Here is a 16,845-nt window from a genome sequence, read left to right on the forward strand (position 1 = left end):
CGACCAGCATGAATGCCAGCGCCTCTTCCGCGGAGGCGTCCCCTCCCTGCTGATCGAGTAGCCCGCGCAGCGGGCGTATCGAGATCCACCACCGTGAGGAGTCGGGTCTGCACAACCCGCCCTCCGGCGGACGCGGGTCTCGATACTCCCCTCCGGGGCTACTCGACCAGCATGAATGCCAGCGTCTCTTCCGAGGAGGCGCCCCGTTCATGCTGATCGAGTAGCCCGCGCAGCGGGCAGGCCATGCTGATCGAGTAGCCCGCGGAGCGGGCGTATCGAGATCCACCACCGCCGGCAGGACGACTCTGCAGCCCCGCCCTGCTGAGGACGACGGGTCTCGATACGCCCCTTCGGGGCTACTCGACCAGCATGAGGCGCGGTACCGACCGAGCTCCGGCTGACACCTGCACCGTGGCGTCAGGCCGTCAGCCCGAGCGCGTCCATCCGGCGGGTGTGCGAGGCGATGAGCTCGGTGAAGACCGGCTCGATCCGCGACTCGTCCGAGTCGGGGTTGCCCGAGCCCATCAGCGCCGAGCGCGCGACGAGGAGCGTGTCGCCGACCAGCCGGCGCCCCCAGACCGCGAGCCGGGAGCCGAGGCGCTCATCGGCGGCGATCTCGCGGCGGAGGATCGCGACCAGGCCGTCGACACCGGTGTCCGCGCCGAGCGTCTGGGCGATCCGCGGGCCGACGTCGTTCGGCAGCCCGCCGGTGAGCCGGATGAAGAAGTCGTCGAGGAGCCCCGCCGTGATGTACGCCGACAGCAGCGTCTCGTGCAGATCGGCGCCACGGGTCAGGTGCTCGAAGGTGTCGATCGCCGGCCGGAACGGTGCCATCGCCTCGCTCGGCTCGACGTCGCGCCGGCGCAGCTCAGCGACGACCGCGTGGTGCTTCGCGAGCGCGGTGCCCGCCGCCGCGGAGATCGCCTCCTTGTCGGCGAGGTCGTCCGTGCCCGCCACTCCGCGGGCCAGCGCCTCGAAGACGGCGAGCTGGAGGTAGGCCACCTGACCGAGGTAGGGCAGCAGCTCCGGCGTCAGATCGGCCAGATCGACGCGGTCGCGCTTGCTCGTCGACTCACCGCGCGGGGTCAGTCGGGGGGCTTCGCCGAGCGGACGTCGACGTCGGAACCAGGCTGCCATCCGATCAGTGTAGAGCGCGCGCCGCCCGCGCTTCCGGGCCCGACGACCCCCGTGGCGGTAGACTCGCCGGGATGTCACCGGCGCTGGATCGGTGACCCTGCGCCCGAGTCGTACAGGGGCGTGGACCGTTCGACACGACAGGCGCTTCACTCCGTGACTTTCTCCGATCTCAACATCGACGACGACATCGTCGCCGCACTCGCCGCCAAGGGCATCCTCGAGCCGTTCCCGATCCAGGAGCAGACCATCCCCCTGGCCTTGCAGAAGCAGGACATCATCGGCCAGGCCAAGACCGGCACCGGCAAGACCTTCGGCTTCGGCCTCCCCCTCATCCAGGCCCTCGGCAAGGACCCGGAGCCCGGCGTCAAGGCGCTGATCGTGGTGCCGACCCGCGAGCTGGCCGTGCAGGTCACCGAGGACATCGAGCTCGCCGCCTCCAACCGGCCGACCAAGATCGTCTCGATCTACGGCGGCAAGGCGTACGAGGGGCAGATCGAGCAGCTCAAGGCCGGCGCGCAGATCGTCGTCGGCACCCCCGGCCGCCTGCTCGACCTCGCCGGTCAGCGCCTGCTCTCGCTCGCGAGCGTGCAGACGATGGTCCTCGACGAGGCCGACAAGATGCTCGACCTCGGCTTCCTCTCGGACATCGAGAAGCTCTTCGCGCAGACCCCCGCGACCCGCCACACCATGCTCTTCTCGGCGACGATGCCCGGCGCGATCGTCGCGCTGGCCCGCCGCTTCATGAACAAGCCGATCCACATCCGCGCGACCGACCCCGACGAGGGCATCACGCAGGCGAACATCAAGCACATCGTCTACCGGGCGCACTCGCTCGACAAGGACGAGGTCATCGCGCGCATCCTGCAGGCCGAGGGCCGCGGCAAGACCGTCATCTTCACCCGCACCAAGCGCGCGGCCGCCCGCATCGTCGAGGAGCTCAACGACCGCGGCTTCAACGCGGCCGCCGTGCACGGCGACCTCAACCAGGAGCAGCGCGAGCGCGCGATGGCCGCGTTCAAGGCCGGCAAGAAGGACATCCTGATCGCCACCGACGTCGCAGCGCGCGGCATCGACGTCAACGACGTCACCCACGTGATCAACCACACCATCCCGGACGACGACCAGACCTACCTGCACCGCGTCGGCCGCACCGGCCGCGCCGGCAAGACCGGCATCGCCGTGACCTTCGTCGACTGGGAGGACCTGCACAAGTGGGCCCTCATCAACCGCGCGCTCGAGTTCGGCCAGCCCGACCCGGTCGAGACCTACTCCTCCTCGCCGCACCTCTACGAGGACCTCGCCATCCCCGTCGGCACGAAGGGCCGGCTGAAGCCGACCCCGATCCCCGCCGAGGCGAAGGCGGACGCCCGCCCCGAGCGCGCGCCCCGTCAGCGCGAGCCGCGGGAGCCGCGCGAGGGCGGCCGCGAGCCGCGCCGCCGCAACCGCGGAGCGGAGTCCGCCGAGACCGCCCCCGCCGCCGCCGAGGCCGAGTCGGTGCCCGCCGGCCAGGCGCCCTCGAGCGAGAGCAAGGAGCACCACGACGGCAACAGCGAGCCCCGCCGCCGCACCCGTCAGCGCCGCCGCAGCCCCCGCCCGGACGGCTCGGCGTAGCAGCCGCTTCATGCTGGCCGAGGAGCTCCGCGGGAGCGTATCGAGACCCGCCCTCGTCAGCAGGCCGAGTGTCTGACGCCGGTGGATCTCGATACGCCCGCTCCGCGGGCTACTCGATCAGCATGGAGGACCGCTCCGCGGGCTGCTCGATCGGCATGAGAAGCATGCTGGTCGAGTAGCTCCGCAGGAGCGTATCGAGACCCGCCCTCGTCAGCAGGCCGAGTGTCTGACGCCGGTGGATCTCGATACGCCCGCTCCGCGGGCTACTCGATCAGCATGAGGTGGCGCGCCTGCCACTGATCGCCGCGGAGCATCTGGGCGCGACCGCCGCCGACCAGCGGCGGACCATGCTGGTCGAGTAGCCACGCAGGGGCGTATCGAGACCCGCCGCGGTCAGCAGGCCGGGTCGGCTCAGCGCGCCCGCGCCGCTCCGCGGATCGCGTCGACCGTCGCGCGCGCCGTGGTGTTCTCGCCGAGCCGGTTCGGCTTGCCCGTGCCGTGGTAGTCGCTCGAGCCGGTCGTGACGAGGGAGTAGCGCGCCGCCAGCTCGCGCAAGCGCCGCTTGCCCTCGCCGGTGTTCTCCCGGTGCTCGACCTCGAGGCCGAACAGCCCGGCGTCGACGAGGTCCGGCAGCAGCGACTCGATCACGATGCCGCGGGTGCTGGTCGCCGGGTGCGCGATCACCGGAACGCCGCCCGCAGCCCGCACGAGCCGCACGGCCTCGACGGGGTCGGGAGCGTAGTGCGGCTGGAAGTAACCACCGCGCCAGTCGAGGATCCCCGCGAAGGCCGCCGAGCGGTCGGTCGCCAGCCCGCGGGCGACGAGCGCGTCGGCGATGTGCGGCCGCCCGATCGTGGTCCCGGGGCTGGTCTGCGCCAGGACGTCGTCCCAGGTCAGGTCGTAGTCGGCTGCGATCGCCGTGACGATCGCCTGCGCGCGGTGCGAGCGCTCCGAGCGGATCCGCGACGTCTCGGCCGCGAGGCCCGCGTCGTCCGGGTCGGGCAGGTAGGCGAGCACGTGCACGCTCGCCCAGCCGACGCGCGAGGACAGCTCCATGCCGGTCAGCAGGTCGATCCCCGCCTCGTCGGCCGCCGCGATCGCCGCCGCCCAGCCGCGGGTCGTGTCGTGGTCGGTCAGCGCGACGCCGTCGAGACCGGCCGCGGCCGCCGCGCGGACGAGCACCTCGGGCGGCTCGGTGCCGTCGGAGACGAGCGAGTGGGTGTGGAGGTCGTACCCGCCTCCGGGGACATGCATCCCGCCATCGTAGACGCGCGTCCTGCGGACTCCCCGGGATCGATGCCCTAGCCTGAGCCGGGATGGGGACACGACTGGTCAAGTTCGCGGTGGCGCTCGCAGTGGCGATCGTGCTGCTGGTGGTCGCGGCACCCGGCTTCTTCGGGATCGCCGGTCAGACGCCCTTCGCGCAGCTCGTCTCGTTCCGCGCGGCCACCGCTGTCGCCGCGGTCGCCGGAGCCGTGGTCCTGGTCGTCGTGGCCGTACTCGTCGAGCCGGTGCGCCGGCTCGCCCTGGTCCTGGGGGCGATCGGCGTCGCCTTCGCGCTCGTCCTCGGCGGCCTGCAGGCGGTCCGCGGGAGCGACTCCGCCCCGCCGCGCGCGCACCGGCTCGGCGATCTGCGCGTCCTGAGCTGGAACCTGCTGCACGACGGCGTCCCCGCCGAGACCGTCGCGGCGCTCGCGAACGCGAACGCCGCCGACGCGGTCGCCCTGCTCGAGGTCTCGCAGGAGCGCGCTCAGCAGGTCAACGACGCCCTCGCCGCCGCCGGCCGGCCGATGATCCTGCACCTGGTCGCGGGAGCAGGCCCGTCCGACGGCACCGCGCTCCTGCTCGCGCCGACGCTCGGCGGCTACTCGGTCGACGCCGCCAGCACGCCGACCGCGACCACCGCCTCGCTCGTCGCGCGCCCCGACAGCCCGGAGCGCCCGGTGATCGCCGCCGTGCACACCACGGCGCCCCTACCCGCGGCGGCGACCGAGTGGCGCAGCGACCTGGCCCGGCTCGCCGACCTCTGCACGGCCGAGGAGGACCTGATCGTCCTGGGCGACCTCAACTCGACGCTCGACCACTGGTCCGCGCTCCCCGGCGACTCCGACCTCGGCGGCTGCGCCGATGCGGGGAGGCTCGCGAACGCCGCGGCCGTCGGCACCTGGCCGACGAGCCTCCCGCAGACCCTCGCCGCTCCGATCGACCACGTGCTGTTCTCGGGTCGCTGGGACGTCTCCGGCTTCGACGTGCTCGACGACCAGGACGACGCGGGCAGCGACCACCGCCCGGTGCTCGCGCAGCTCTCGATCCGCGGGATGGTCAAGGAGTCGTCCTGACCACGCGGTCCTGATCGCGCGGTCCTGATCGCGCGGTCCTGACCCGCCTCCCCTCTCGCCCCTCCCGGCCGGAGGAGGAGAATGGCGGAATGACGAACACGGACGAGCAGACCACCACCGCGACACCGGAGACCGTCGCCGCCGCCCCGACCCCGCGCGCGACGACCAACCGCTCCACGACCCCCGGCTCCGACCGGTTCCGCGACTTCATCGCGTCCGGCTGGGCCGACCGCGAGGAGGCGCTGCCCGCGCCGCGCGAGCAGGCCGCCTTCGCCGCCCGCCGCCGCGAGCGCCTCTCGGCCCTGCACACGGGCGTCCGGCTGATCGTCCCCGCCGGACGGCTGAAGCAGCGCGCGAACGACACCGACTACCCGTTCCGCGCGCACTCCGCCTTCACCTGGCTGACCGGCTGGGGCTCGGACTCGGAGCCGGGCGCCGTTCTGGTGCTCGAGCCTGCCGGCGAGGGCCACACCGCGACGCTCTACTTCCGCGAGCGCGCCGGCCGCGACTCCGACGAGTTCTACGCGAACTCCGAGATCGGCGAGTTCTGGATCGGCCCGCGGCCCTCGCTCGCGCAGGTCGCGAGCGACCTCGGTCTCGAGACCCGGGGCATCGCGGAGCTCGACGCCGCCCTGGACGCCGGCGACGCCGCGGTCGCGATCCTCCGCGAGGCGGACCCCGTGGTCACCGCGCGCGTGGACGCGCAGTCGAGCGGCACGGAGACCGGCGGCGACGCCCTCGAGCGCGACGCCGCCCTCGAGCGCGACCTCTCGGAGCTGCGCCTGGTCAAGGACGAGTACGAGATCGCCGAGCTGCGCGCCGCCGTCGACGCCACGGCCCGCGGCTTCGAGGACGTCCTCGCCGATCTGCCCCGCATCGTCCGGCACGAGCGCGGCGAGCGCCTGATCGAGGGCGTCTTCAACGGCCGCGCCCGCGCCGACGGCAACGCGGTCGGCTACGACACCATCGCCGCCGCCGGTCCGCACGCCTGCATTCTGCACTGGACCCGCAACGACGGGCCGGTGCGCCCCGGCGATTTGGTGCTCCTCGACGCCGGCGTCGAGCAGGAGAGCTACTACACCGCCGACATCACCCGCACCTTCCCCGTCGACGGCCGCTACACCGACGCCCAGCGCCGCGTGCACGAGACGGTGCGGGAGGCGGCCGACGCCGCCTTCGCGATCGTCCGGCCCGGCATCCGCTTCCGCGAGGTGCACGCCGCCGCGATGGCCGTCATCGCCCGGCGCACCGCCGAGTGGGGACTGCTGCCGGTCAGCGCCGAGGAGGCGCTCGAGGCCGACAACCAGCAGCACCGCCGCTACATGGTGCACGGCACCAGCCACCACCTGGGCCTCGACGTGCACGACTGCGCGAAGGCCCGCCGCGAGATGTACCTGGACGGGATCGTCGAGGCCGGCATGGTCTTCACGATCGAGCCGGGGCTCTACTTCCAGCCCGACGACCTCACCGTCCCGGCGGAGCTGCGCGGCATCGGCGTGCGGATCGAGGACGACGTCCTCGTGACGGCGGACGGCGCCGAGAACCTCTCGGCCGGCATCCCCCGCTCGGCCGACGACATCGAGGCCTGGATGGCGCGGCTGGCCGGCTGAGGCGCGACCCGCACGGATCCGACCCGGGGTCGTCGGCGCTCAGGCGGCGACGGCCTCGACCGAGGTCGCCCGTGCCGTGGCGCGCGCGAGGCCCTCGAGCAGGACGGCGAGCTGACCGGCCGGCGCCGCCGGGTCCTCCGGGTGCCACTGCACGCCGACGATCGGCGCGTCCCGGTGCTCCAGCGCCTCGACGACGCCGTCGTCCGCGCGGGCGACGACCCGCAGGCCCGGGGCGAGGGCGTCGACCGCCTGGTGGTGCGCGCTCTGCACGGCGAGCGCCTCCGCGCCGAAGAGGCCGCCCAGAGTGGAGTCCGCGGCGAGCACCACGTCGTGGCGGTGCATGCGCTCGTGCACCGGCGCATCGGCGTTGAGGTGCGCGGCCTCCGGGCCGAGATCCGGGACGAGCGTGCCGCCGAGGGCGACGTTGACGATCTGGAGTCCGCGGCAGATGCCGAGGAGCGGCGTGCGGCGGGCGAGTGCCCGGCGCACCAGCGCGATCTGCGCGTCGTCCGCCTGCTCGGCGTGCGGGCCCTCGCCGGCGTAGCCGCGGGCGACGCCGTAGCGCTCGGGGGCGATGTCCTCGCCGCCGGCCAGGACGATCGCGTCCGCGCCGAGCGTCCGCTCGAGCAGCCGGGCGGTGCCGAGGTCCTCGGCGGCGAAGCGCTCCGCCGTCCAGCCCAGCTCGCGGGCGAGGCCGAGGATGCGGCCGTTGAGCATCTGCACGTAGGAGTGGTACTCGTCGCGTCCGGGGCGGGTCGAAGCGACTTCGACGATGGCGAGCGTTCCTGGCATGCCTCCATCCTGTGCACGGGCGCGCGGCGGGTCGAGCGGGGACGACACGGTCGGTAACACAGGCCCCGTACGATCACGGAGTGACCTCGCCGCCCCCGTCCCTCCCCGAGCGGCTGCACCGCTCCCGGGCCGACGTCTCCGTCCTCGCGGGCACCACCTCGGAGCGGCAGGTGCGACCGCTCCGCGAGGCGGTCGAGGCGGCCGCCGAGCGCGACGACGACGCCGCCGCGCTGCTCGACGCCGTCGAGGCCCAGACGGCGCTGCTGGAGCGCGCCGAGACCCAGCTCAGCGCGCTCGAGCGCTCGGTGCGCGACGACCTCGACCGCGCGAGCACCCTGACCGGGGTCCGCACCACGGCCCAGCTCGCCTCGGCCGCCGACGTCGCGACCGCCTGCGCCGCCGCGACCGCCCTGCTGCTCAGCGCCGACGACGCGCGCGCCTCGGACGTCCGCCACGACCCCTCCGCCGTGCTCGCCCTGCTGCTCGAGGCGGACGCCGCCCTCGACGCCGTGGTCGCCGGCTACCGCGATCCTCGGTCGCAGGCCGAGCGGCAGCTGCTCCTGGTCGAGGGGGCGCGCACTGTCGCCCTGCTCGGGGCCGACGCGGTCGCCCTGCTCGCGGCCGTGCACGGCGAGCGGATCACCGCCGCGCCGCGCATCCTCGCCGAGGAGACCCGCGCCCAGCTGGACGCCGCCCTGCATCTCGCGGCAGCGGATCCGTCGGCCGCGCTCGAGCTCGCGAGGGCGGCCGACGACCGCGCCCGCTCCGCGCTGGACGAGGCGCTGCTCGACCTCGACGGCCCCGAAGCGCCGTCCGCGGATCCGCTCGCGGGCGTGCCCGGCGAGCTCCCCGCCGCCTGATCCGGCGGTGCCGCGCACGGGCCTCGGCCCCCGCGAGCCGCGTGCCATAGTGAGACTCATGGCCTCCTTCCTCGTCGTCCCCCAGTGGCAGGGGTCCGCGTCGACGCGGGCCATGCGCCTCGTCGACGGAGCCGAGGCGATCCGCGGCGATCTGCCCTCCTCCGCCACCGTCGTCGTCGACGTCCCCGCCGAGGCGGGCGACGCGCAGGACACGGGAGTCCGCCGCTACGCGTCCGTCGCGGTGACCGCCGAGCGGGTCCGCGAGGCGCTGGCAGGTCGTCCGGGGCCGATCGTGACCATCGGCGGCGACTGCGGCGTGGAGTTCGCGGCGATCGGGCACGCGGTCCGCAGCTCCGCCGAGCCGGTCGCGCTGGTCTGGCTCGACGCGCATCCGGATGCGAACACCCCCGAGACCTCCCCCAGCGGAGCCTTCTGCGGCATGGTGCTCTCGGCCGTCCTCGGCCGCGGTGTCGGGCTGCTCAGCGCCGCCGCCGGCGACCGGATCGCGGACGAGCACGTCGTCCTCGCCGGCGTCCGCGCCTCGGACCCGGGCGAGCTCGAGGGGCTGCTCGAGCGCGGCGCGACCCACCTCGGCGTCGACGCGCTCGATCCGGAGGCGCTCGTCGCCGCCGTCGAGGCGACCGGCGCGGGCTCGGTCTACGCGCACATCGATCTGGACGTCCTCGACCCGGCCGAGGTCGCCGGTCTCTTCGACCCCGTGCCGTTCGGCGTCCCCTCCTCGCGCCTCGTCGAGTGCCTCGCGGCGCTGCGGGCGCGGTTCCCGCTCGCGGGCGCGGGGATCACCTCCTTCGCACCCGCCTCGCCGACCGCCGCGGTCGACGACCTGCCGACGATCCTCCGCCTGGTCGGCGCGACGACCCGCGGCGTCTGAGCGTTCAGCGGCACCCGGGCGCCGGGCGGCACGTCGTCGGCCTGAGCGCCGACTCCGAATCGGCGCCCCGCCGCGGCCCGGTGTCGGCGGCACCGGGCAAGATGGACGGACGCGACCCGAGCGGAGGACCGATGAGCGACGACCGGCGACGTGTGCGCACCGAGCGGCGCGGGCACGTGCTCGAGATCGTCCTCGACCGGCCCGAGAAACGGAACGCCGCCGACTTCCGGCTGCTGAGCGAACTGGCCGCCGCCTACGGCGAGCTCGACCGCGATCCGGAGCTGCGCGCGGGCGTCGTCCTCGCCGAGGGCGCGCACTTCACCGCCGGTCTCGACCTCGCCGACATCGGCCCGCGGCTCGGCGGCGACGGCCTCGACTTCGTGCCCGAGGGCGGGCTCGACCCGTGGGCGATCCGCACCCGCCCGGTGGCGAAGCCCGTCGTGATCGGCCTGCAGGGCACCTGCCTCACCCTCGGCATCGAGCTGGCGCTCGCGAGCGACGTCGTCCTCGCCGAGGAGTCGACCCGCTTCGGCCAGATCGAGGTCGCCCGGGGCATCCTGCCCTTCGGCGGCGCGACCCTGCGCTTCCCGCGCGCGGCCGGCTGGGGCGACGCGATGCGCTGGATCCTCACCGGCGACGAGTTCGACGCCCGCGAGGCGCACCGGATCGGCCTGGTCCAGGAGGTGGTGCCCGACGGCACCGTCGCCGAGGCCGCCCGCGCGCTCGCCGAGCGGATCGCCGCGCAGGCCCCGCTCGCCGTCCAGGCGGCGCTCGCGAGCGCACGGCTCGCCGTCGCCTCCTCCGACGCCGAGGCCGCCGCCGCCCTGCCCGCCGAGCTGGCGCGCCTCGCCGCGTCCGACGACGCGCGGATCGGCATGGAGGCCTTCCTCTCCCGCACCCGAGCGGAGTTCACCGGCCGATGAGCGAGCAGGCACCCGTGACCACGTCCATCCCGACCACCATCGCCGCCCCCTCGGCCCGGCACACCTCCGTCCTCGAGGCCCAGCGCGAGCGCGCGGCCCAGCAGCTCGAGGTGCGCCTGCGCTACGGCGACCAGGTCTGGGAGCTGCGCGAGGTCGACCACTTCGCCGTCTTCTCCCGCCGCTCGAGGGCGCGCCGGGCCGGGCGGGCGCTCGTCGCCTCCGGCTTCGAGATCGCGATCTCGCGCCTGCGGCTGCGCCTCGTGCTGGTCGCGAGCCATCACGCCGCGGTGGACGAGGAGGCGACGACCGCCTTCCTCCGCCAGGTGATCGAGGTCGTCGAGCGCGAGGGCGGCCGCTACGACGGCTGGCGCGCCGAGATCGTGCCCGCGCACTGAGAACGTCCTCCGGGCCGCACGGCGCCGGAGTCCAGGACAGAACGGGCGAACCGCCCTCGAGAACGATCCGGAGAGACCATGACCACGCCGAGCACCGACGCCGAGACCGAGACCGCAGCGACCGACACCTTCGACCTGATCGTCATCGGCGCGGGGCCGGTCGGCGAGAACATCGCCGATCGCGCCGTGCAGGGCGGGCTGACCGCCGCGATCGTCGAGAGCGAGCTGGTCGGCGGCGAGTGCTCGTACTGGGCCTGCATGCCGTCCAAGGCGCTGCTGCGCGCGCCGATGGCGCTGCGGGCCGCCCGCGACCTCCCGGGAGCGGCGCAGGCCGTCACCGGCGGCGTCGACATCGCCGCGCTGCTGGCGCACCGCGACTCCGTCACCAGCGGCTTCGACGACCACGGCCAGGTCCAGTGGCTCGAGGGCGCCGGCATCGAGCTCGTCCGCGGCCACGGCCGCCTCAGCGGCGTCCGCGAGGTGAGCGTCACCGCCCCCGACGGCTCGGTCCGCGTCCTGCACGCCCGGAGCGCCGTGGCCGTCGCGACCGGCACCAGCGCCGTCGTCCCCGACATCCCGGGTCTGCGCGCCGCCGCCCCGTGGACCAGCCGCGAGGCGACCAGCGCCGAGATCGTCCCCGGCCGCCTCGTCGTCGTCGGCGGCGGTGTCGTCGCCTGCGAGATGGCGACGGCCTACGCCGGCATGGGCGCCACCGTGACCCTGCTCGCCCGGAGCGGACTGCTCGCCCCGTTCGAGCCCTTCGCCGGCGAGCTGGTCGGCGACGCTCTCCGCGAGCTGGGCGTCGACGTCCGGATCGGCGGCTCCCCCGCCTCGGTCGAGCGCCGCGCCGACGGCACCGTCGCCGTGACCCTGGAGGGCGGCGACGTCGTCGAGGCCGACGAGATCCTCGCCGCCACCGGCCGCGCCCCGCAGACCCTCGACATCGGTCTCGAGGTCGTCGGGCTCGAGCCGGGCGACTCGCTGACGGTCGACGACACGATGCTCGTGCTCGGCGCGGACGGCTCCCCGGTCGGCTCCGGCACGCCCTGGCTCTACGGCGTCGGCGACGTCAACCACCGCGCGCTGCTCACCCACCAGGGCAAGTACCAGGCCCGCGCCGCCGGCGACGTGATCGTCGCCCGCAGCACCGGCGGCGAGGTGAAGGACGCGCCGTGGGGCGCCCACGTCGCCACGGCCGACCACGAGGCCGTGCCGCAGGTCGTCTTCACCGACCCCGAGGTCGCCTCCGTCGGCCTCACCGCCGCGGCGGCCGAGAAGGCGGGCTACCGCACCCGCGTCGTCGACTACGAGATCGGCTCGGTCGCCGGCGCCTCGCTGACCGCCGTCGGCTACAAGGGCACCGCGCGGATGGTGGTCGACGAGGACCGCAAGGTCCTGCTCGGCGTCACCTTCGTCGGCAAGGAGGTCGGCGAGCTCGTGCACTCCGCGACGATCGCCGTCGTCGGTGAGGTCCCGCTGGCGCGCCTCTGGCACGCCGTCCCCTCCTACCCGACGATCAGCGAGGTCTGGCTGCGCCTGCTCGAGACCTACGGGCGCGACAGCGCGTGAGCGCCCTGCGGCGCGCGGTCGCGGTCGTCGCCCTCGACCCGGCGATCACCCGGCCCGGCTACCTCTTCGCCTGCGCGGTCGGACTGGCCTGGGGTGCGCTCTGGAGCACGGGCCCGATCGAGCGCCGCAACGGGCTCGTCGTCTTCACCGGGCTGCCCTCCTGGGCGTTCGGCCGCGGCGGCTCCTGCGTCGGCACGAGCTATCTGACGGACAGCAACGTCTCCGACCGCGTGCTCGAGCACGAGGCCGTGCACAAGGAGCAGTGGCGCACCTTCGGCATGTGGTTCCCGCTCATGTACTTCGTCGCCGGCCGCGACCCGCTGCGGAACCGCTTCGAGATCGAGGCCGGCCTCGAGAAGGGCGGCTACATCCGTGGTCGCTGATCAGACGGGGCGCGTCGTCGTCCTCACCGGGGCGAGCTCCGGAATCGGGCGGGTCGCCGCCGGCGAGCTGGCCTCGGCCGGCGCCCGTGTCGCCGTCGTCGGCAGGAACCCGGAGCGGACCCGCGCGGTCGCGGCGGAGATCGGCGGCGATCCGTTCCTCGCCGACTTCGACCGCCTCGACGACGTCCGCGACCTCGCCGCCGCCTTGCTCGCCCGCTACGACGGCATCGACGTGCTCGCGAACAACGCCGGCGGGCTCGTCTCGCACCGCGGCGAGACGGTCGACGGGCACGAGCGGACGATCCAGAGCAACCACCTGGCCCCGTTCCTGCTGACCCGCCTGCTGCTCCCCCGCCTGATCGAGACCGGGCGCGAGCGACCCGGTGCCCGCGTGGTCTCGACCGCGAGCGCCGCCAACCGCATCGGCCGGCTCTCGCTCGACGACCTCGACCGCCGGCGCGGGCCGTGGCTGGGCGGCTGGCGCGCCTACGGCACCTCGAAGCTCGCCACGATCCTGTTCGTCCGCGAGCTGGCCGAGCGCCTGCTGCCGACCGCCGTCGACGCCTACTCGTTCCACCCGGGCGTCGTCGCGACCGGCTTCGGCGCCGACTCGCGGCTGATGTCGCTGCTGTCGCTGAGCGGCTCGCCGGGGATCTCCGCGGAGGCGGGCGCGGTCCCGCTGATCACGCTGGCGTCCGAGCCCGACGTCGGCGCGGCGAGCGGGAGCTACTTCGACGGGCTCCGGCCCGACGGCGCCGTCGCCGCGCAGGCGCGCGACCGCCAGCTCGGCCGCGACCTCTGGACGCTGTCGAGCCGCCTGGTCGGCGTGCCCGCGGCGCTCTGACGCCGCAGCGGGTATTCCGCGGCGCTAGTTGGCCTCGGAGCGGCCCGTCCGCCAGTAGCCCATGAAGGCGACGCGCGTCCGGTCGACGCCGAGCTCGGTCACGAGGCAGCGGCGGATCAGCTTGATCGCGCCCGCCTCGCCCGCGATCCAGGCGTAGAGGCCGGGATCGGTGCGCTCCGCGGGCACCTCCCAGAGGATCTCGCTGTCGACATCGACGTCCGACACCTCGACCCCGCGATGGTGGGCCGTCAGGAAGCGGGTCGCCCAGCCGCGGACGGAGTCGCCGAGCTGCGCGCCCGGGGTCGTCCCGGTGCGCACCAGCCACTGCACCTGGACGCCGGCGGGGTGCCGAAGGGGCAGGACGTCCGACGAGCTCGGCACCTCGAGGAAGGCGGCTCCCGTCGCCGAGGCGGGGAGGCTCTCGAGGATCGCGCTGATCGCGGGGACCGCGGTCTCGTCGCCCGCCATCAGGAGCGTCGTCGCGGCGCCCGGGTGCCACTCGACGCCGCCGCCGGCCAGCTCCGAGCGCGTGTCGGGGGCGATGATCACGACCTGCGCACCGACCCGGGCCGACTCGACCCAGGCCGAGGCGGGGCCGGTGTCGCCGTGCGCGACGAAGACGACGTCGACCTCCGCCAGCTCGGGGCGCGTCGCGCGGATCGTGTAGGTGCGCAGCGGGTTCCGCAGCGCGTCCGGCAGCTCGCGCCAGCGGGTGTACCAGTCGGGAGCGAGACCGTCCGGTCCGCCCTCGTCCGCCACCGAGGCCATGAAGTCGTGCGCGCTCGAGGTCGGCGTCGGCACGACCAGCTTGATCCGCTGATCCGGGCCGGTGCAGCCGACCGAGCCGAGGTCGTCGCTGGTCAGCGTGATCCGGATGAAGTGCGGCGCGATCCGGGTCGCGCGGGCGACCGTCGCGAGGTACGGCCGGTAGGCCGGGCGGGCGGGGGCTTCGGTCAGCGGAGGCACACCTCCAGTGTCGCAGAGAAGGTAAGCCTTACCTAATCCTGAGTGGCTCTCAGCGAGCGGCGTGCTCGGCGGACACCCGCAGGCGCGCCTCGACGTCGGCGGCGAGCTCCGCCACGACGGCACCCTCTCCCCCGACCCAGGCGCAGAAGTCGTGCCGGTCGTCCGCCCAGGGGTAGTCGCCGTCGACGACGGACATCTCGCCCATCCAGGCGCGCACCGCGCGGTCGAGCGCGACGCCGCGCGCGCAGGCGAGACCGGTGCCGGGAGCGCCGGAGCGCTGCGAGCGGCCGAGCCAGGTGACGCAGACGCGGCCGGGCGCCGAGAGCGGCGGCAGGCCGCGGGCGTCGTCGACCTCGACGAAGACCTGACCCCGGGCGTTCGCGGGGAGCGCGTCGAGCATGCTCTGGATCCAGGGCACGACGGTCTCGTCGCCCGCGATCAGGAACTGCTTGACGTCGACCGGCTCCGAGCCGTCTCGTCCCTCGAACATGCACATCGGAAGTAAGTATAGGCATGCCTAACCTGACCGGCCAAGGGTGTGGAGCTGCCCGTTCGCCGGGTGTCAGCGAGCGCTCGGCTCCCCGGGCCTCACCATTGCGCCGGGTGCCGCCGCTGCCAGCGCGCCCGCCGCTCCAGCTGCGCGCCGATCGACAGCAGCACCGCCTCGCCGCCGGGGCGCCCGATCAGCTGGATCCCCATCGGCAGGCCGTCCGCCGTGACGCTCAGCGGCAGCGCGATCGCGGGCAGCCCGCTCACGTTCACGAACGACGTGTACGGCGTGTAACGCACCTGCTGCTCGAAGTTGCGCTCCGGGTCCTCGGCGTCGTACCAGCCGACCGGTCGCGGCGTCATCGTCATCGACGGGGTGAGGATCGCGTCGAACGGCGAGAAGGCGGCGATCACCGCGCGCTCGTACGCCGACAGCACGCCTGCCGCCTCGACGATCTCGCGGGCCGAGCGCTTCCGCCCCTCCCGCACCAGCCACTGCGTGAGCGGTTCGAGCAGGTCGAGCTCGTCGCCCTCGATCGGGAGCGTCGACGCCCCGCTCTGCCAGAGCATCCGGAAGGCGGCGGGATAGGCGGCGGACGGCGGGAGCACCGCGTCGTCGAGACCGTGGCCGATCGCCGAGAGCGCGGCGATGCCCTCGTCCAGGGCGGCGCGCGCCTCCGGAGCGAGTCCGATGTCGTACTCGTCGTCCCACGGCGAGGCGGTCAGCACACCGATCTGAAACCGGCCCTCCCCGCGCACCGCGGCGCCGAGGAAGGAGCCGTCGCCGTCGCCCGGCGCGGTCAGCGCCGTGCGTTGCGGGACGACGCCGTTGCGGCGCTCGAGCATCCCCTCCAGCAGCATCCCCGCGTCGGCGACCGAGCGCGTCAGCGGTCCGGCGACCACGAGGCCGCCCACCCCGCCGACCCCGGACGACGCCGGCACCCGCCCGCGGGAGGGCTTCAGGCCGACCAGCCCGCAGGCGGCGGCCGGGATGCGGATCGAGCCGCCGCCGTCCGAGCCGGGCGCGAACGGGAGCAGGCCCGCCGCCACCGCGCTCGCCGCGCCTCCGCTGGACCCGCCCGCACCGAGCGAGATGTCCCAGGGCGTGACCGTCGGCGGTCCGACGAGGTTCTCGGTGTAGGAGGGCATGCCGAACTCGGGGGCGGCCGTCTTGCCGAGGCTGATCGCCCCCGCCGCATCGAGCACCTCGACGATCTCGTCGGAGACGTCCGGAACGAACGACTCGCGCAGCCTCGACCCGAACGTCGTCCGGACGCCGGCTCGGCGCCAGAGGTCCTTGTCGCCGCTCGGCAGTCCCCAGAGCAGCGCGGTGCGCGGGACGGAGTCGAGCGCGGCCGCCCGGGCTCGCGCCGCGTCCGCGGTCACGGTCGTGAAGGCGCCGAGCTCGCCGTTCCAGCGCTCGATGCGCGCGAGGTAGTGCTCGGTCAGCTCGAGCGGGGTGATCTCGCCGCGCTGCAGCCAGTCCCACTGCTCCTGAGCGCTGAGGTGGTGGAGTTCGAACATGGAACGACCCTATTCCGCCGCCTCAGCACTGATCTGTGAGTGCTGAGGTCGGGCGGAACAGGGTCGTGGGGTCGTCCGCTCTACGCGGCGCGGCGGCCGATCTCGCGGACGCCGTCGTCGGTGCCGAAGCGGCTGCCCGGGGTGACGACCGTGTCGCGGTCGACCCGCGCGCCGGTCGCGACGACGGCCGAGCCGCCGATCCGCGAGTAGCTGCCGATGTGCGCCCCGGGGCCGATGATGGCCTCCGGACCGACGTGCACGTTCGCGCCGATGAAGGCGCTGTGCCCGATCATCGCATCGCGGTCGACCCAGCTGCCCGCGCCGATCCACGCGCGCTCCCCGACGGTCGCGCCGGGTTCGACGTAGGCGCCCGTCTCGACGTACGCCGACGCGGAGACGCGCGATCCCGGAGCGACCATGCCGCGTCCGTTCGCGTGCCGGCGGTAGACGATCTCCTCGTCGCCGCCGCGCGCTCCCCGTCCCTTGCTCACTGCTGTTCCTGCCATCTGCG

At 74.4% G+C, this 16,845-nt stretch carries 17 protein-coding genes; 10 read left to right on the plus strand and 7 right to left on the minus strand.

Annotated elements, in window-relative coordinates:
- Positions 1 to 417: 417 nt before the first annotated feature.
- Positions 418 to 1,137 carry a ferritin-like fold-containing protein gene (locus HQQ86_RS08660; RefSeq protein ID WP_173287736.1) on the minus strand — a complete coding sequence of 240 codons (720 nt, stop codon included), beginning with the start codon at positions 1,135 to 1,137 and terminating at the stop codon, positions 418 to 420.
- Between the two features lie 153 nt (positions 1,138 to 1,290).
- Here HQQ86_RS08660 and HQQ86_RS08665 point away from each other — a divergent pair, with 153 nt between their 5' ends.
- Positions 1,291 to 2,748, plus strand: coding sequence for a DEAD/DEAH box helicase (locus tag HQQ86_RS08665; protein ID WP_173287737.1), 1,458 nt, complete (start codon positions 1,291 to 1,293; stop codon positions 2,746 to 2,748).
- A gap of 411 nt (positions 2,749 to 3,159) precedes the next feature.
- Here the strand turns inward: HQQ86_RS08665 and HQQ86_RS08670 are convergent, their stop codons facing one another.
- Entirely contained in the window at positions 3,160 to 4,002 is an 843-nt protein-coding gene (locus HQQ86_RS08670) for a PHP domain-containing protein (protein ID WP_173287738.1), read from the minus strand.
- A 62-nt stretch (positions 4,003 to 4,064) separates the two neighbouring features.
- Between HQQ86_RS08670 and HQQ86_RS08675 the strand changes: the two genes are divergently transcribed.
- Both HQQ86_RS08675 and HQQ86_RS08680 read left to right on the plus strand, forming a co-directional pair.
- Positions 4,065 to 5,087, plus strand: coding sequence for an endonuclease/exonuclease/phosphatase family protein (locus HQQ86_RS08675; RefSeq protein ID WP_173287739.1), 1,023 nt, complete (start codon positions 4,065 to 4,067; stop codon positions 5,085 to 5,087).
- A gap of 89 nt (positions 5,088 to 5,176) precedes the next feature.
- Complete coding sequence (locus HQQ86_RS08680) at positions 5,177 to 6,697, plus strand: aminopeptidase P family protein (RefSeq protein WP_173287740.1); 1,521 nt, start codon at positions 5,177 to 5,179, stop codon at positions 6,695 to 6,697.
- Positions 6,698 to 6,736: 39 nt separating this feature from the next.
- Here HQQ86_RS08680 and HQQ86_RS08685 read toward each other — a convergent pair whose 3' ends face one another.
- A complete protein-coding gene (locus tag HQQ86_RS08685; protein ID WP_173287741.1) occupies positions 6,737 to 7,489 on the minus strand; it encodes a gamma-glutamyl-gamma-aminobutyrate hydrolase family protein in 753 nt (250 codons plus the stop codon).
- A gap of 80 nt (positions 7,490 to 7,569) precedes the next feature.
- Here HQQ86_RS08685 and HQQ86_RS08690 point away from each other — a divergent pair, with 80 nt between their 5' ends.
- The 7 genes from HQQ86_RS08690 (at position 7,570) to HQQ86_RS08720 (ending at position 13,355) form a co-directional block, all read left to right on the plus strand.
- A complete protein-coding gene (locus HQQ86_RS08690; protein ID WP_173287742.1) occupies positions 7,570 to 8,349 on the plus strand; it encodes a hypothetical protein in 780 nt (259 codons plus the stop codon).
- A 58-nt stretch (positions 8,350 to 8,407) separates the two neighbouring features.
- Positions 8,408 to 9,241 carry an arginase family protein gene (locus HQQ86_RS08695; RefSeq protein ID WP_173287743.1) on the plus strand — a complete coding sequence of 278 codons (834 nt, stop codon included), beginning with the start codon at positions 8,408 to 8,410 and terminating at the stop codon, positions 9,239 to 9,241.
- Between the two features lie 131 nt (positions 9,242 to 9,372).
- Entirely contained in the window at positions 9,373 to 10,164 is a 792-nt protein-coding gene (locus HQQ86_RS08700; protein ID WP_173287744.1) for a crotonase/enoyl-CoA hydratase family protein, read from the plus strand.
- A 14-nt stretch (positions 10,165 to 10,178) separates the two neighbouring features.
- Entirely contained in the window at positions 10,179 to 10,559 is a 381-nt protein-coding gene (locus HQQ86_RS08705) for a ribonuclease E inhibitor RraB (RefSeq protein WP_173287745.1), read from the plus strand.
- Positions 10,560 to 10,637: 78 nt separating this feature from the next.
- On the plus strand, positions 10,638 to 12,128 hold the full coding sequence (locus tag HQQ86_RS08710) for an NAD(P)/FAD-dependent oxidoreductase (RefSeq protein WP_173287747.1): 1,491 nt from the start codon (positions 10,638 to 10,640) through the stop codon (positions 12,126 to 12,128).
- Complete coding sequence (locus tag HQQ86_RS08715) at positions 12,125 to 12,511, plus strand: Fe-S oxidoreductase (protein WP_367948599.1); 387 nt, start codon at positions 12,125 to 12,127, stop codon at positions 12,509 to 12,511. Before HQQ86_RS08710 ends, HQQ86_RS08715 begins: the two co-directional genes overlap by 4 nt.
- Complete coding sequence (locus tag HQQ86_RS08720; protein ID WP_173287749.1) at positions 12,501 to 13,355, plus strand: SDR family NAD(P)-dependent oxidoreductase; 855 nt, start codon at positions 12,501 to 12,503, stop codon at positions 13,353 to 13,355. Before HQQ86_RS08715 ends, HQQ86_RS08720 begins: the two co-directional genes overlap by 11 nt.
- A 24-nt stretch (positions 13,356 to 13,379) precedes the next feature.
- Here HQQ86_RS08720 and HQQ86_RS08725 read toward each other — a convergent pair whose 3' ends face one another.
- The 4 genes from HQQ86_RS08725 to HQQ86_RS22000 all read right to left on the minus strand — a co-directional run bounded on the left by HQQ86_RS08725 (position 13,380) and on the right by HQQ86_RS22000 (position 16,825).
- Positions 13,380 to 14,321 carry a siderophore-interacting protein gene (locus HQQ86_RS08725; protein ID WP_173287751.1) on the minus strand — a complete coding sequence of 314 codons (942 nt, stop codon included), beginning with the start codon at positions 14,319 to 14,321 and terminating at the stop codon, positions 13,380 to 13,382.
- Between the two features lie 49 nt (positions 14,322 to 14,370).
- Positions 14,371 to 14,811: an SIP domain-containing protein gene (locus tag HQQ86_RS08730; RefSeq protein WP_160090420.1), complete on the minus strand. Its 441-nt coding sequence runs from the start codon at positions 14,809 to 14,811 to the stop codon at positions 14,371 to 14,373.
- A gap of 98 nt (positions 14,812 to 14,909) precedes the next feature.
- Positions 14,910 to 16,334 (minus strand): amidase, encoded by a 1,425-nt coding sequence (locus HQQ86_RS08735; RefSeq protein WP_173287753.1) that lies wholly within the window; start codon positions 16,332 to 16,334, stop codon positions 14,910 to 14,912.
- 80 nt (positions 16,335 to 16,414) lie between these two features.
- The gene (locus HQQ86_RS22000) at positions 16,415 to 16,825 is read right to left on the minus strand and encodes a transferase (RefSeq protein ID WP_173287755.1); all 411 of its coding nucleotides are present in this window, start codon (positions 16,823 to 16,825) and stop codon (positions 16,415 to 16,417) included.
- Between the last annotated feature and the right edge of the window lie 20 nt (positions 16,826 to 16,845).

It is taken from the genome of Rathayibacter sp. VKM Ac-2857 (assembly GCF_013205025.1).
Classification (GTDB): Bacteria; Actinomycetota; Actinomycetes; order Actinomycetales; family Microbacteriaceae; genus Rathayibacter.

What these genes read in the sequence shown, in the direction of transcription:
- HQQ86_RS08660 (WP_173287736.1), bottom strand. Translation starts at nt 1,137, where the DNA reads ATGGCAGCCTGGTTCCGACGTCGACGTCCGCTCGGCGAAGCCCCCCGA.
- HQQ86_RS08670 (WP_173287738.1), bottom strand. Translation starts at nt 4,002, where the DNA reads ATGCATGTCCCCGGAGGCGGGTACGACCTCCACACCCACTCGCTCGTC.
- HQQ86_RS08675 (WP_173287739.1), top strand. Translation starts at nt 4,065, where the DNA reads ATGGGGACACGACTGGTCAAGTTCGCGGTGGCGCTCGCAGTGGCGATC.
- HQQ86_RS08680 (WP_173287740.1), top strand. Translation starts at nt 5,177, where the DNA reads ATGACGAACACGGACGAGCAGACCACCACCGCGACACCGGAGACCGTC.
- HQQ86_RS08685 (WP_173287741.1), bottom strand. Translation starts at nt 7,489, where the DNA reads ATGCCAGGAACGCTCGCCATCGTCGAAGTCGCTTCGACCCGCCCCGGA.
- HQQ86_RS08695 (WP_173287743.1), top strand. Translation starts at nt 8,408, where the DNA reads ATGGCCTCCTTCCTCGTCGTCCCCCAGTGGCAGGGGTCCGCGTCGACG.
- HQQ86_RS08700 (WP_173287744.1), top strand. Translation starts at nt 9,373, where the DNA reads ATGAGCGACGACCGGCGACGTGTGCGCACCGAGCGGCGCGGGCACGTG.
- HQQ86_RS08710 (WP_173287747.1), top strand. Translation starts at nt 10,638, where the DNA reads ATGACCACGCCGAGCACCGACGCCGAGACCGAGACCGCAGCGACCGAC.
- HQQ86_RS08730 (WP_160090420.1), bottom strand. Translation starts at nt 14,811, where the DNA reads ATGTTCGAGGGACGAGACGGCTCGGAGCCGGTCGACGTCAAGCAGTTC.
- HQQ86_RS08735 (WP_173287753.1), bottom strand. Translation starts at nt 16,334, where the DNA reads ATGTTCGAACTCCACCACCTCAGCGCTCAGGAGCAGTGGGACTGGCTG.